This is a genomic window from Vibrio sp. R12-SG2-ISO1 (assembly GCF_059834045.1).
The window spans coordinates 688,564-702,071 of record NZ_JCBDGO010000008.1 but is presented as its reverse complement, the minus strand read 5'-3'; the positions used below and the strand labels follow the sequence as shown (position 1 = coordinate 702,071).

General features: G+C 49.7%; 12 protein-coding genes and 1 other annotated feature. Of the genes, 7 read left to right on the top strand and 5 right to left on the bottom strand.

The features are described 5' to 3' along the window. The first annotated feature begins 66 nt into the window (after nucleotides 1–66). The gene (locus AC6R10_RS08590) at nucleotides 67–549 is read left to right on the top strand and encodes a putative 4-hydroxy-4-methyl-2-oxoglutarate aldolase (RefSeq protein ID WP_334554238.1); all 483 of its coding nucleotides are present in this window, start codon (nucleotides 67–69) and stop codon (nucleotides 547–549) included. Here the strand turns inward: AC6R10_RS08590 and AC6R10_RS08585 are convergent. Beyond that, on the bottom strand, nucleotides 546–1,010 hold the full coding sequence (locus AC6R10_RS08585; RefSeq protein ID WP_500671984.1) for a hypothetical protein: 465 nt from the start codon (nucleotides 1,008–1,010) through the stop codon (nucleotides 546–548). The genes AC6R10_RS08590 and AC6R10_RS08585 overlap by 4 nt on opposite strands. A gap of 345 nt (nucleotides 1,011–1,355) precedes the next feature. Then, nucleotides 1,356–1,477, top strand: a sequence feature (Thr leader region). Between the two features lie 29 nt (nucleotides 1,478–1,506). Here AC6R10_RS08585 and thrA point away from each other — a divergent pair. Genes thrA through thrC form a run of 3 tightly spaced genes read left to right on the top strand, consistent with a single transcriptional unit; the run spans nucleotide 1,507 to nucleotide 6,219 of the window. Next, on the top strand, nucleotides 1,507–3,966 hold the full coding sequence (thrA, locus tag AC6R10_RS08580; protein WP_500671983.1) for a bifunctional aspartate kinase/homoserine dehydrogenase I: 2,460 nt from the start codon (nucleotides 1,507–1,509) through the stop codon (nucleotides 3,964–3,966). Nucleotides 3,967–3,982: 16 nt separating this feature from the next. Further along, nucleotides 3,983–4,939 (top strand): homoserine kinase, encoded by a 957-nt coding sequence (gene thrB / locus AC6R10_RS08575; RefSeq protein WP_500631797.1) that lies wholly within the window; start codon nucleotides 3,983–3,985, stop codon nucleotides 4,937–4,939. Then, nucleotides 4,936–6,219 carry a threonine synthase gene (thrC, locus tag AC6R10_RS08570; protein ID WP_500671982.1) on the top strand — a complete coding sequence of 428 codons (1,284 nt, stop codon included), beginning with the start codon at nucleotides 4,936–4,938 and terminating at the stop codon, nucleotides 6,217–6,219. The genes thrB and thrC overlap by 4 nt, the downstream gene beginning before the upstream one ends. Nucleotides 6,220–6,305: 86 nt before the next feature. On the opposite strand, the gene AC6R10_RS08565 is transcribed toward thrC, so the two are convergent. The 4 genes from AC6R10_RS08565 to mtnN form a co-directional block, all read right to left on the bottom strand. Further along, the gene (locus AC6R10_RS08565; protein ID WP_500626479.1) at nucleotides 6,306–6,926 is read right to left on the bottom strand and encodes a TRIC cation channel family protein; all 621 of its coding nucleotides are present in this window, start codon (nucleotides 6,924–6,926) and stop codon (nucleotides 6,306–6,308) included. A 69-nt stretch (nucleotides 6,927–6,995) separates the two neighbouring features. Continuing rightward, nucleotides 6,996–7,814 carry a vitamin B12 ABC transporter substrate-binding protein BtuF gene (gene btuF, locus AC6R10_RS08560; protein ID WP_500671981.1) on the bottom strand — a complete coding sequence of 273 codons (819 nt, stop codon included), beginning with the start codon at nucleotides 7,812–7,814 and terminating at the stop codon, nucleotides 6,996–6,998. Next, nucleotides 7,814–8,788: a cobalamin biosynthesis family protein gene (locus tag AC6R10_RS08555; protein ID WP_500671980.1), complete on the bottom strand. Its 975-nt coding sequence runs from the start codon at nucleotides 8,786–8,788 to the stop codon at nucleotides 7,814–7,816. The genes btuF and AC6R10_RS08555 overlap by 1 nt, the downstream gene beginning before the upstream one ends. Before the next feature lie 15 nt (nucleotides 8,789–8,803). Beyond that, nucleotides 8,804–9,499: a 5'-methylthioadenosine/S-adenosylhomocysteine nucleosidase gene (mtnN, locus tag AC6R10_RS08550; RefSeq protein WP_500626482.1), complete on the bottom strand. Its 696-nt coding sequence runs from the start codon at nucleotides 9,497–9,499 to the stop codon at nucleotides 8,804–8,806. Nucleotides 9,500–9,734: 235 nt separating this feature from the next. Here mtnN and rpsO point away from each other — a divergent pair, with 235 nt between their 5' ends. The 3 genes from rpsO to nlpI all read left to right on the top strand — a co-directional run bounded on the left by rpsO (nucleotide 9,735) and on the right by nlpI (nucleotide 13,508). Continuing rightward, entirely contained in the window at nucleotides 9,735–10,004 is a 270-nt protein-coding gene (gene rpsO, locus AC6R10_RS08545; protein ID WP_334554534.1) for a 30S ribosomal protein S15, read from the top strand. 327 nt (nucleotides 10,005–10,331) lie between these two features. Then, a complete protein-coding gene (pnp, locus tag AC6R10_RS08540) occupies nucleotides 10,332–12,461 on the top strand; it encodes a polyribonucleotide nucleotidyltransferase (protein ID WP_500671979.1) in 2,130 nt (709 codons plus the stop codon). Between the two features lie 129 nt (nucleotides 12,462–12,590). Then, nucleotides 12,591–13,508 carry a lipoprotein NlpI gene (gene nlpI / locus AC6R10_RS08535; protein ID WP_500631793.1) on the top strand — a complete coding sequence of 306 codons (918 nt, stop codon included), beginning with the start codon at nucleotides 12,591–12,593 and terminating at the stop codon, nucleotides 13,506–13,508.

Below are 13,508 nucleotides of genomic sequence, written 5' to 3'. Positions count from 1 at the left end.
CTGGGGTTACGAGGCGAACGTCAGAGAATCAGTTTTAACAATTGAATGTTTCATGGAGGATATACAATGGATATTACGCCTGATATTTGTGATCAGCACGAAGATAAAGTGACACTGCTTGAGTTACCGCTTCAAAGCTTTGGCCGTAAGTTGGCTTTTTGGGGAGAGATCGTCACTATTCGTTGTTATCACGACAATTCCAAAGTGCGAGACATGCTGAGTCAAGATGGCAGCGGAAAGGTGCTGGTAGTCGATGGGCATGGTTCGTGTCAAAAAGCGCTACTCGGCGATCAATTGGCGATCATGGCGATCGAAAACAATTGGGAAGGGGTCATTGTTAATGGGGCGGTACGTGATGTCGCGACAATGGCTGAAATGGAGCTAGGCATAAAAGCGCTAGGCACCTGTCCTTTCAAGACTGAGAAGCGCGGTGCGGGTGAAGTCAACGTGACCCTCACCATACAAAATCAGATGATTCAACCGGGCGACTATATTTACGCGGATTGGAATGGCGTCTTGATGTCTTCTGAGGCGTTAGAGTGGAGTTAGAAGCGAAAGCCTAACCCGACCTCAACGCCTTGTTGCCACTCTTGATAATCGAGAGTGGCATGAATATCGAGGTTTTCAGTCAGCTTCATTCGGCTAGAGACTTCGGCTGAGAGCGCTGGCTGACGTTTCCCTTCATCCACACTTTCTATGCTGTAAGAGTGCAAAGTACTTTTTACAGAGAGACGCGGCGTAAGCTGGTAACTCACCCCACTAAGAAATCCTGATTCACTGTTTGTGTCACTTTGATTGAGACGCGCACCGACATAGAGATCGATGTTGTCGAACAGAGAATAAGAGTACCCGCCATCAATTTTCCAAGAGTCAAAATCTAAGCTGTCATTTTCACTCGAAAGGAAGAGCTTGTGCGGTGACGTGTGTTGCGAGGCAGGCAAGGGGGGCAAGGTGGCGGCAACAGACGAAAAAGTAGTAAGCAGCAGCAAGAGGCCGATTGTCGTTTTCATACGCCACTCCTTAGCTTATGGTTGTTTCGTTGTCGCTCGATTGATTCGTGCTGTTTTCTCCACTGCCCACGTTACGCTTGAGGTGTATTGTCCTTCAAGTCATAACGGAAGGGTAATTATCATTAAAGCACAAAAGTGCACCGTATTGAGCAGAAATTATATAGCATTTGGTTATTAGGCAGAGCGTCTGTGGATGATTTGTTATGTGCCTGATTGCTATGGTCGGCAGATGTGAACCTGGTGCAAGAATAAGCAAATGAAAAAATAGCAAGTTTTCGTTGACTCACTATTCACAAATAGGTTAAACCTATGTGAAGCAAACACATCAAGTAGAATCAAATATGTTTAACAGCTCAGTAATGACCACAACCATTATTATTACCGACACTATTTATGTTGGGGCAGGCTGCTAAGCGAAGGAAATTCAAAAAAAGGCCTGTATCCAACAAGATACAGGCCTTTTTTTATACCCATTTATTATCATTTGGAGGAAGGGATGCGTGTATTAAAGTTTGGCGGTTCGTCGTTGGCGGACGCCGACCGCTTCTTAAGAGCGGCGGATATCATTGCCAATAATGCCCAACAAGAAGAAGTGGCCGTGGTGCTCTCCGCACCGGGTAAAACAACCAACAAGCTCGTGGCTGTGATTGAATCAGCGTTGAAAAACGGAGAGTCTGAACTGCAAATCGCCGAGCTTGAAGATTCGTTCCGCGACCTGTTCCAAGACATCAAACAAGTGCTGCCTTCGATCGATGGTAGTGCCTACAACCATCAAGTGAAAACCTCCCTCTCTCAACTGCGTCAATTTGTTCACGGCATCAACCTACTGGGTATGTGTCCTGATAACGTGAATGCTCGCATCATCAGCAAAGGTGAGCGCGTCTCGATTCAATTGATGAAAGCGGTCTTGGAAGCGAAAGGTCAAGCGGCAAGCTTGATCGATCCGGTTGAGTACCTTTTTGCAAAAGGTGAGCCACTTGAAGCCATGGTAGATGTGGAGATTTCCACTCAGAACTTTCGTCAGAATCCGCTTCCACAAGGCCATGTCAATATTATGCCGGGCTTTACCGCGGGCAATGACAAAGGTGAGTTGGTCACGTTGGGCCGCAATGGCTCGGACTACTCTGCCGCAGTGCTGGCGGCATGTTTGCGTGCCGATTGCTGCGAGATTTGGACAGATGTTGACGGTGTCTACAACTGCGATCCACGTTTAGTTGATGATGCGCGTCTGCTTAAGTCACTGAGTTACCAAGAAGCGATGGAATTGTCGTACTTTGGCGCGTCTGTACTGCATCCCAAAACGATTGCACCGATTGCTCAATTTCATATTCCTTGCCTCATCAAAAACAGTTTTAACCCCCAAGGTGCAGGTACCTTGATTGGCCAAGATACGGGCGAAGACAAGCTGGCGATCAAAGGCATCACTACGCTCAACGATTTGACTATGGTTAACGTCTCAGGTCCCGGTATGAAAGGTATGGTGGGCATGGCGAGTCGTGTGTTTGGTGCCATGTCATCGGCGGGCGTCTCTATCGTCTTGATCACTCAGTCATCGTCAGAGTACAGCATCAGCTTCTGTATCGAAGCGCAAGATAAAGCGCTGGCGCAAAAAGCGCTCGCTGATGCATTTGAGTTGGAGCTGAAAGATGGCTTGCTCGAGCCGGTAGATTTTATTGATAACGTTGCCATTGTGACCCTAGTGGGCGATGGCATGCGCACATCACGCGGTGTGGCCTCTCAGTTCTTCTCGTCGCTTGCGGAAGTGAACGTCAATATTGTTGCGATTGCACAAGGTTCCTCTGAGCGTGCAATCTCGGCGGTGATTCCAGAAGATAAGATCTCTGAATCGATCAAAGCGTGTCATGAAAATCTATTTAACTCAAAGCACTTCCTTGATGTCTTTATTGTCGGTGTCGGCGGTGTGGGCGGTGAGCTGGTGGATCAAATCGAGCGTCAACAAGCCAAGTTAGCAGAAAAAGGCATCGTGCTTCGTGTCTGCGGCCTTGCCAATAGTAAAGGTTTGCTACTTGATAGTGATGGACTGCCTTTGGATCACTGGCGTGATCGTATGAATGGCGCAAGCGAAGAGTTCAGCTTAGCGCGCCTTATCTCAACCGTTCAACGTAATCACATCATCAACCCAGTCTTGGTTGATTGCACCTCGAGCGAAGCGATTGCTAACCAATATGCGGACTTTTTGGCGGCGGGTTTCCACGTCGTTACTCCGAATAAGAAAGCCAATACGGCGAGCATGGCTTATTATCATCAGTTACGCGATGTCGCGCGTAGCTCTCGTCGTAAGCTAATGTACGAAACAACCGTTGGTGCCGGCCTTCCAGTTATAGAAAACCTGCAAAATCTGATTTCAGCGGGTGACGAACTTGAGCGCTTCACCGGTATTTTGTCGGGCTCTCTCTCTTTTATCTTCGGTAAATTGGATGAAGGCATGACGTTGAGCCAAGCGACCAATATCGCTAAAGAGAATGGCTTTACCGAGCCTGACCCACGTGACGACTTGTCCGGTATGGATGTCGCACGTAAGCTGCTTATCTTGGCTCGTGAAGCGGGTATGAATCTTGAGCTTGAAGATGTCGTGGTCGATCAGGCGCTGCCGCCAGGCTTTGATGATTCAGGTACGGTAGACGAGTTCATGGCACGTCTTCCTCAAGCGGACGCTTATTTCCAAGAACTGTCAAAGCAGGCTGCCCAAGAGGGTAAAGTACTGCGCTACGTCGGTGAAATCAAAGATGGAGAGTGCCGCGTTAGCATGGCGGCGGTTGATGAGAACGACCCTATGTTCAAAATCAAAGATGGTGAAAATGCGCTGGCGTTTTACAGCCGTTACTATCAGCCCATTCCTTTGGTTCTACGTGGCTATGGTGCGGGCACGGAAGTGACTGCCGCGGGCGTCTTTGCTGACGTGATGCGTACACTTGGCTGGAAATTAGGGGTGTAGTGTAATGAGTCGTAGTATGGATGTAGTGGTATACGCCCCAGCGTCAATTGGTAACGTCAGTGTGGGTTTTGATGTGCTTGGCGCCGCGGTGTCACCTGTGGATGGCACCTTACTTGGTGATCGTGTATTGGTGAAAGCTGGGAATGACGCGTTTGACCTACGCACCGCAGGTCGCTTCGTCGATAAGCTGCCGAGTGATGCGAAAGAGAACATTGTCTATCACTGCTGGCAAGTGTTCTCGCGAGAGCTGGACAAAAAAGGGCAGACCGTATTGCCGGTTGAGATGACGTTAGAGAAAAACATGCCGATTGGTTCAGGGCTTGGCTCAAGCGCTTGTTCTATTGTCGCGGCATTGGATGCGCTTAACCGTTTTCATGGACAGCCTTTAGATGAAACCGAACTACTAGCGTTGATGGGGGAAATGGAAGGTCAGATTTCCGGTGGTATCCATTACGACAACGTTGCTCCCTGCTATTTAGGTGGTGTGCAGTTGATGTTAGAAGAGCTCGGTATCATCAGCCAAGAAGTGCCTTGTTTTGATGATTGGTACTGGGTAATGGCCTACCCGGGCATTAAAGTGTCGACGGCACAAGCGCGCGCTATTTTGCCCGCTCAGTACCGCCGTCAAGATATTATTGCTCACGGTCGCCACTTGGCGGGCTTTATTCATGCGTGCCACTCGGGTCAGCCTGAGTTGGCTGCGAAAATGATCAAAGACGTGATCGCAGAACCATATCGTGAGAAACTGCTGCCTGGCTTTGCGGATGCGCGTAAATACGCGGCATCGGCGGGCGCCTTAGCAACGGGCATTTCAGGAAGTGGTCCCACACTATTTAGTGTTTGCAAAGACAAAGACGTCGCCGAGCGGGTTGCTCACTGGCTCGAGCAGAACTACGTACAAAATGAAGAAGGATTCGTCCATGTTTGTCGTTTGAACAAACAAGGGTCGACAGTAACAGGAAGTGAGCTATGAAGCTTTACAACATAAAAGAAAATGATGAACAAGTTTCCTTTGGCCAAGCCGTTCGCCAAGGGTTAGGTCGCAATCAAGGCCTATTTTTTCCATCCGAACTGCCAACATTCGATGATGTGGATGCGCTTTTAGCAGAGGATTTTGTTTCTCGTAGCACTAAGATTTTGTCGGCATTGATCGGCGATGAACTGACGCAAGAGCAAGTGCATTCGATGGTGGATGCGGCATTCCAATTCCCAGCACCGATCAGCAAAGTGAAAGATGGGGTCTACGCATTAGAGTTGTTCCACGGCCCAACGCTGGCGTTCAAAGACTTTGGCGGCCGTTTTATGGCGCAATCTTTAGCAGCCGTGTCTGATGGCGGTAAAATTACCATTTTAACGGCCACATCTGGTGATACGGGCGCAGCGGTAGCCCATGCCTTCTATGGTATGGAAGACATCAATGTGGTGATCCTTTATCCGAAAGGTAAGATCAGCCCACTGCAAGAGAAGCTGTTCTGTACCTTGGGTCAAAATATCCATACTGTTGCTATCGATGGTGATTTTGATGCCTGTCAGGCGCTAGTAAAGCAAGCCTTTGATGATGCAGCGCTGCGTGAAGAGATTGGTCTTAACTCTGCCAACTCAATCAACATCAGCCGCCTTATGGCGCAAATCTGTTACTACTTTGAAGCGGCTGCTCAGTTGAGTAAAGCAGAGCGTGAGAACCTAGTGATCTCAGTACCAAGTGGTAACTTTGGCAACCTTACCGCCGGTCTACTCGCAAAAGCGTTGGGCTTGCCGATCAAACGCTTCATTGCAGCGACGAACGCCAACGATACTGTGCCACGTTATCTAGAGACCGGTCAGTGGGATCCTAAGCCAACTGTCGCGACAACCTCCAATGCGATGGATGTCAGCCAGCCAAACAACTGGCCGCGCATCGAAGAGCTATGCCGCGTCAAAGAGTGGGGCTTGGAGACGCTAGGTAAAGGCGCTGTTTCTGATGACCAAAGTGCTCAGTCAGTCAAAGCGTTGCATTCTTTGGGTTACTTATGTGAGCCACACGGCGCGATTGCTTACCGCGTATTGGATGAGCTGCTTCAAGAGGGCGAAACGGGGTTATTCCTTTGTACCGCTCATCCTGCCAAATTCAAAGAAGTGGTTGATGAGATTCTGGATACCGACATCGAACTGCCAGGCCCCCTCGCCAAACATGCCGCGATGGAACTCTTGTCTGAAGATTTAGGCAACGATTTCGACGCACTGAAGCAGGTCCTACGCCGCGTGCAAAAATAAAGTCTAGCTCGGCGTTAGATTAAGCAAAAAGGTCACTCATCGTAGTGACCTTTTTGTTGTGTTTCTATATGTTGGTTTAACGCGATTTAGCGGTTAATCGCAAAGGTGGGCAGTGATAAATGCCAGCGAATCGCCCCTAGACGAATCAGCAAGGTAGACAACACGCCTGATAAGAACGCGGTGTTGGTGTCGTAACCCATGCTGAGGGCGGTTGTGTGAAAAGCGCCGCCGACAATACAGGCCGTCGCGTACACTTCACTGCGCAATACCATTGGGACTTCTCGGGCTAACACGTCGCGTATGATGCCACCGCCACAACCCGTTAACACGCCCATGATGACGGCCACCAAAGCCGAATCTTGATAGACCATGGCTTTTTCCACGCCAATACCGACAAACGCCGCCAGACCAATCGCATCACATACCGGCAGTATCCACCACGCCACGCGCTTAGGGCGGCGGACGATCAACATCGTCAGCAAGCAGGTCGACAAAATCACCCACAAGTAATTGGTATCGGTGATCCAAAACACAGGCGTGGCACCCAGCGCCATATCTCGAATGGTGCCACCACCAATGGCCGTCACACTACCCAGTACCACTACGCCAAAGGGATCCATTTTTAAACGGCCTGCCAGCAGGACGCCAGAGATAGCAAAGATGGCCGTACCGAATAAGTCAAAAAAGTAGAGCAGCATAGTGTCCATGACACGAGTTTCTCTTCATTTGCAGCAAAAACAGGAGGCGCAATTGTAAGGGAAAGGCTCGCGCCATCGCTAGCGTTTTTCTCGGGCCTGCTGAAAATAGTCACACACTTGCTCAATGGCCTTGAGGGTGCGCATCGTGGGCCGATTGATCCAGTCTGAGTGGAGTGACCATACGTTGTTGGCTTGAACGGCAGTTAACTCGCTCTGCCAACGTTGCCACATGCTGCCATTGGCAATGGCGTGCTCGGAGGTAAAAATGACCTCAGGATTGGCGAGCAGCACTTGCTCCATTCCCACTTGAGGGTAGGGCATGGCGGCATCTTCAAACACATTGACGCCGCCGCAAAAAGTAAACACTTCGCTCGGCCAGCTTCCTTGCGCGACACTGATGATGGGTGATTCGCTCAATTGATAGAAATAGCGTACAGGTTGCGAGGTGTCGTAGCGCTGAGCCATATCATTCAGCGTTTGCCTAAAGTGCTCGGCTTGCTGCTTGGCGACCGATGGGTCGTCAGCAAACTGCCCTAAGCGCTCAATGTTTTCGGCGATGTCCGGGATGGAGTGTGCTTGAGAGTAATAAATATCAAAGCCAAGCTGAGCCAATTTGTCGAGCTCCTTGGCGGGATTTCCGCCCGGCCACGCGAGAATTAAATCCGGCTCCAAGGCAATGATTCTCTCGAGCTTAAAGCCTTGGTAGTTGGCGACTCGCTCTATGCGTTGCGCTTGATCAGGGTAATCGCTGTACTCGGAGACGCCGATCAGTTTATCGCCAAGCCCAGCACTAAACGCCAACTCAGTGGTGTGAGGGGACAAGCTGACGATGCGCTCGATCGCCCACGAAGGGGCGCTAGTCAGTACCAACAGCGCAAAAAGGGGGCGCAATCTCATTAGAATCCTTGATAAATCATTGCCATAATCAGGCTTTGTAACACAAACCAGACGAGTAATCGTTGGTTGAGTAAAGTCAGGACTTGGGCAACATGAATGGCTGACGGGGCGATTCGCCCGCCGAGTTTCGCTCGGATACGCTTTTTGCTCGCTTGATGTTTGGCATCAGTGGGGTAGATGGCAGGCCCACCCATCGATAACTCCAACTTCGCGCCAACACTCACCAATAACCAAGCTGGGCCGGGTAGCGGCCATTGCCTCGCTTGCTCTCTTAGTAAAAGATAAGTCGCACGGCTGCGCTGACCAAGTAGTATAAAGAGGCTATAAAGGCGCAGCGGTAACCAGTCGAGTATCGCGACAACGCGCACCGCGGGTAGCCCAAATGGATGAAAGTATTCACGAGAAGGTGACCATGCTCTCGCCAGTTCGACACACATGCGATACAAAAAGGCGCCAGTCGCACCAGAGATGCCATACCAAAATAAGACGCCAATCAGATTGCGTCCGTACGACATCGTCAACGTTTCTACGCCCGCTTTCCCAAGCCCAAGTAGCGACAACGGACGGGTTTCTCGATTGAGATAGGGACGAATAAGCAGCCGAGCTTGCTCTTTATCATTGCGAGCGAGCGCTTCAACAAAGAGGCGGCCAAAACGTTGGGTATTGCGCCACTCAATCGCCAGCAGCAAAAACGCGAGTTCGAATAGGGCGGGTTGCCAAACCAAAGGTTTAAGCGCGATTAAGACTGCCAGTGTCGGCAGTATCATTAAGCCCCATGCCAGCGTCCCAGAGATGAGGCTTTGTGAGTAGCTGGCGCGGGTATTGACCTTCTCAGCTAACTGCTCGGCAAATTTGTGCCAGAGGATGGCGGGGTGTGCCTCTCTGGGAAAAGGAAGCAGCCAATTGCAAAGCAGGGCGCCCCACATTACCAGCAGTGCGCCCCCAGCGTAGAATTGAGTGAACAGATCTTCCATGATGCTCCACTGCGCTTATTTCAGTAACTGAACCATATTGATCACCATTTCCGAAGAGCTTTGCGCAGCCAGAGGTAAAAACTCTTCAAAGCTCATCGGTGACTCTTTGTCTGCAACATCAGAGATTGCGCGGACGACAACAAAAGGCACCGCGAACTGATGACACGTCTGAGCAATGGCAGAAGCCTCCATCTCTACGGCAATGACAGATGGGAAGTGGGTACGGATAAAGGCTTGACGCTCTGCGGTGCAGACAAACGCATCGCCAGTACAAATCAGACCGCGTAGCGCGTGTTTGTCGTCCATTTTTGCTAGTGCTTGCTCAGCGACGGCCATCAATTTTTCATCCGCTGCGAACGCCGCAGGTTGGCCGGCCATTTGGCCCATTTCATAGCCAAACGCGGTCACATCGGCGTCATGGTGGCGAACTTCACTCGAAATCACGACATCACCAAGATTTAGCGATGAGTCGAACCCGCCCGCAGAGCCAGTGTTGATCACGACGTCTGGTTGATGCTCACTGATCAATAAGGTGGTGCCGACGGCCGCGGCCACTTTACCGATGCCAGATTGCAGCAATACGACATCCACACCGTGAAGTTGACCTGCATAAAAGGTGCAGCCTGCCTTAGTCGTGGTTTGGACGTTGTCTAACGCGTCTTTTAGAATCGCAACTTCTTGCGCCATCGCGCCGATAATACCGATTTTCATAATGAATCCTGTTCATTTTCACTAGAATACTGTTTGCCCGACAGTTTATCAGAAAAATGCCGCAGGGCACCCTTTGTTGCCGCGGCGCTACCGCATCCACCATTGCTGCAACCCTTGATAACCAAAATACTTATTGCACCGCCTAGTCGCATCCCCTATAATTCGCGCTCCTCGTGTCGGCTGAATCAGAGATTGGCTGGCACAAATATTAACTTACTCTTATTAGGAGAGAATGATGTCTCTGAATGCAGAAACTAAAGCAGCAATCGTTGCAGAATACGCACAATCTGAAGGCGATACAGGTTCACCAGAAGTACAAGTAGCTCTACTGACTGCTTCTATCAACCACCTACAAGGTCACTTCAAAGCGCACAAAGGCGATCACCACAGCCGTCGTGGTCTTCTACGTATGGTTTCTCGCCGTCGTAAACTACTAGACTACCTAAAAGGCAAAAATCTAGGTCGTTACCAAGATCTTATTGCTCGCCTAGGTCTACGTCGCTAATCAGCGACTGCTTAGCAGTTTGTCGAAAAAGGGGCTTTGTGCCCCTTTTTTGTTGGCTAAATTTAGCCAAACCGAATTAATCTCGCTATACTACGCCCCGCATAGTTTTGATTGGCTATTTTGTACGATCAGACTGTCACCTTTAAGCTCATAGCATTACAGTCAACCTCGTCGACCAAAAGGTCGCGGCTATTAAAAGTGAATTCGATGTCCGATGTAAACGCATCCTTGGGTACAGTTCGTTTTTACTAGTCGCGATTCGTAATGCCTTGAGTGTGAGTTAACACAATCTAAGCGCCAACATGGGCTTAGTTACAAGGAAAAACAATGTTCGAAAAACCAGTTGTTAAAACGTTCCAGTACGGTAACCACACAGTTACTCTAGAGACTGGCGTTATCGCACGTCAAGCGACGGCTGCCGTTATGGTCACTATGGACGATACCGCGGTATTCGTTTCTGTCGTAGGTAAAAAAGAAGCGGTTGAAGGTCAAGACTTCTTCCCTCTAACAGTAAACTACCAAGAGCGTACCTACGCTGCGGGTAAAATCCCAGGTGGCTTCTTCAAGCGTGAAGGTCGTCCTTCTGAAGGCGAAACACTGACGGCTCGTCTGATCGACCGTCCAATCCGTCCTCTATTCCCAGATGCATTCAAAAACGAAGTACAAGTGATTGCAACGGTTGTCTCTGTGAACCCAGACGTTCAACCAGACATCCCAACAATGATTGGTACGTCTGCAGCACTTGCTATCTCTGGTATTCCGTTCAACGGTCCTATCGGTGCAGCGCGTGTTGGTCACATCGACGGTCAACTTGTTCTTAACCCAAGCAACACTGAACTAGAAACGTCTAAGCTAGACCTAGTGGTTGCGGGTACGGAATCTGCGGTACTGATGGTTGAATCAGAAGCGGATAACCTAACTGAAGAAGAGATGCTAGCAGCGGTTGTGTTTGGTCACGATCAACAGCAAGCCGTGATCTCTGCAATCAACGAATTCAAAGCTGAAGTGGCAACACCAGCTTGGGATTGGGTTGCACCAGAAGAGAACACAGCGCTTAAAAACCGTATCGCAGAACTGGCTGAAGCGAAATTGGTTGAAGCATACCAAATCACTGAGAAGATGGCGCGTTACGACCGTATCCACGCTATCGCAGGTGAAGTGAACGAAGTGCTGCTTGCTGAAGATCCAGAAGCAAACACCAAAGAAATCCACACTATCTTCCACGATCTAGAGAAGACAGTGGTTCGCCGTAGCATCATCGCGGGCAACCCACGTATCGACGGCCGTGAAAAAGACATGGTTCGTGCGCTAGACGTACGTACTGGTGTGCTTCCACGTACTCACGGTAGCGCACTATTCACTCGTGGTGAAACTCAGGCGCTAGTGACGGCGACGCTAGGTACGCAGCGTGATGCTCAAATCATCGACGAGCTAACTGGTGAGCGTAAAGATCACTTCCTACTACACTACAACTTCCCTCCATACTGTGTTGGTGAAACGGGTTTTGTAGGTTCTCCTAAGCGTCGTGAAATCGGCCACGGTAAACTGGCTAAACGCGGTATTGCAGCTGTTATGCCTTCTGTTGATGAATTCCCATACACAGTACGTGTGGTATCGGAAATCACGGAATCTAACGGTTCTTCTTCAATGGCTTCGGTATGTGGTACTTCTCTTGCTCTTATGGACGCAGGTGTGCCAATCAAGTCTTCTGTTGCGGGTATCGCAATGGGTCTTGTAAAAGAAGGCGACGACTTTGTTGTTCTTTCTGACATCCTTGGTGACGAAGACCACCTAGGTGACATGGACTTTAAAGTAGCGGGTACTAACACGGGTATCACAGCACTTCAAATGGACATCAAGATCGAAGGTATCACTAAAGAGATCATGCAAATTGCGCTTAACCAAGCTCAAGGTGCACGTAAGCACATCCTATCTGTAATGGATGAAGCTATCTCTGGTGCTCGTGAAGACATCTCTGAATTCGCTCCTCGCATTCACACCATGAAGATCAGCGCAGAGAAGATCAAAGACGTGATCGGTAAAGGTGGTGCAGTTATCCGTGCTCTAACTGAAGAGACTGGTACAACTATCGAAATCGAAGACGACGGTACTATCAAGATTGCAGCAACGGAAGGCGCGGCAGCGAAAGAAGCTATCCGCCGCATCGAAGAGATCACGGCTGAAGTTGAAGTGGGCCGTATCTACACAGGTAAAGTGGCTCGTCTTGCAGACTTTGGTGCTTTCGTTACTATCCTGCCGGGTAAAGATGGTCTAGTACACATCTCTCAAATTGCTGACAAGCGTGTAGAGAAAGTTTCTGACTACCTTGCTGAAGGTCAAGAAGTTCAAGTGAAAGTGCTTGAGATTGACCGTCAAGGCCGCGTTCGTCTAAGCATGAAAGAAGCGGTAGAGAAAACGGAAGAAGCGGCAGAAGAGAAGCCAGCGTCTGACGCATAATCGAGTTTGCCACCTAAGGGTGTAAATTAGATTATTACTCTAAAAGCATGTTATAAAGGGAGCATTACGCTCCCTTTATTATTTTCAGGGATTTCGCTAAGCCTCGCTTAGCTACAGGAGTATCTATTTGTGAAATGGTTTCAAACCGCAACTCTAGGCCTGACCCTTCTCATTACCGCAGGCTGTGCCACTCAGTCTCACCAAAATGCGGAGTGGCTCTACCCTCCCATGGCTGTCCCTCTGCAAGCCAGTGTTCAACAGGAAGTGCAAATAGCGCGTTTGAGCCAGTTACTGCAACGTACGGATCTGAATGATGATGTGCGGGCGAAGATGCTTTATGAGCGTGGAAACTACTATGACAGTGTTGGTCTGCGTGACTTAGCTCGACTCGATTTCAATCAGTCCTTGTCACTCAATCCCGCGCAGCCCGATCTGTTTAACCTGCTTGGCGTCTACTTTACCCAAATTGGTGAATTCGACGCAGCGTACGATGCGTTCGATTCGACGTTAGAGCTCGATCCTGAGAACTCTTATGCGGCGCGCAATCGAGCTATTGCCTTGTACTATGGCGATCGACTTGATCTTGCGCTTGAAGACATGAACAAGCATTTTGCCGAGGAGCCGAGTGATCCGTTTCGAGCGCTGTGGCTCTACATCATTGAAGCGGAGCGCGCACCAGAGCAAGCCCGTACGACCTTGCTTGAGCGTTATCATGACCGAGATGAGCAGTGGGGATGGGTGCTGGTAGCGATCACGTTAGGTGAAGTGTCGGAGCAGCAAGCGTTTAAAGCGATCTTAGCGGGAACCCGTGATAACACGTTGCTGGCTCAGCGTCTCACTGAAGCGTATTTCTACCTAGGCAAGCGCTATCAAAGCGAAGGGGATTTCGCTAGTGCAATCTCTTTATATAAGCTCGCGATCTCCTTCAATGTGTATGAGTATGTCGAGCACCGCTACTCTTTCTTGGAACTGAGCCGGATTTATAACCAAGTGAAAGCGGAACAGCTCGCCAAAGCGAAGCAGCAAGCCATAGAGGCGACCCAATAA

What these genes read in the sequence shown, in the direction of transcription:
- AC6R10_RS08555 (WP_500671980.1), bottom strand. Translation starts at nt 8,788, where the DNA reads ATGGAAGATCTGTTCACTCAATTCTACGCTGGGGGCGCACTGCTGGTA.
- thrB (WP_500631797.1), top strand. Translation starts at nt 3,983, where the DNA reads ATGGATGTAGTGGTATACGCCCCAGCGTCAATTGGTAACGTCAGTGTG.
- thrA (WP_500671983.1), top strand. Translation starts at nt 1,507, where the DNA reads ATGCGTGTATTAAAGTTTGGCGGTTCGTCGTTGGCGGACGCCGACCGC.
- AC6R10_RS08585 (WP_500671984.1), bottom strand. Translation starts at nt 1,010, where the DNA reads ATGAAAACGACAATCGGCCTCTTGCTGCTGCTTACTACTTTTTCGTCT.
- rpsO (WP_334554534.1), top strand. Translation starts at nt 9,735, where the DNA reads ATGTCTCTGAATGCAGAAACTAAAGCAGCAATCGTTGCAGAATACGCA.
- thrC (WP_500671982.1), top strand. Translation starts at nt 4,936, where the DNA reads ATGAAGCTTTACAACATAAAAGAAAATGATGAACAAGTTTCCTTTGGC.
- mtnN (WP_500626482.1), bottom strand. Translation starts at nt 9,499, where the DNA reads ATGAAAATCGGTATTATCGGCGCGATGGCGCAAGAAGTTGCGATTCTA.
- btuF (WP_500671981.1), bottom strand. Translation starts at nt 7,814, where the DNA reads ATGAGATTGCGCCCCCTTTTTGCGCTGTTGGTACTGACTAGCGCCCCT.
- AC6R10_RS08565 (WP_500626479.1), bottom strand. Translation starts at nt 6,926, where the DNA reads ATGGACACTATGCTGCTCTACTTTTTTGACTTATTCGGTACGGCCATC.
- pnp (WP_500671979.1), top strand. Translation starts at nt 10,332, where the DNA reads ATGTTCGAAAAACCAGTTGTTAAAACGTTCCAGTACGGTAACCACACA.
- AC6R10_RS08590 (WP_334554238.1), top strand. Translation starts at nt 67, where the DNA reads ATGGATATTACGCCTGATATTTGTGATCAGCACGAAGATAAAGTGACA.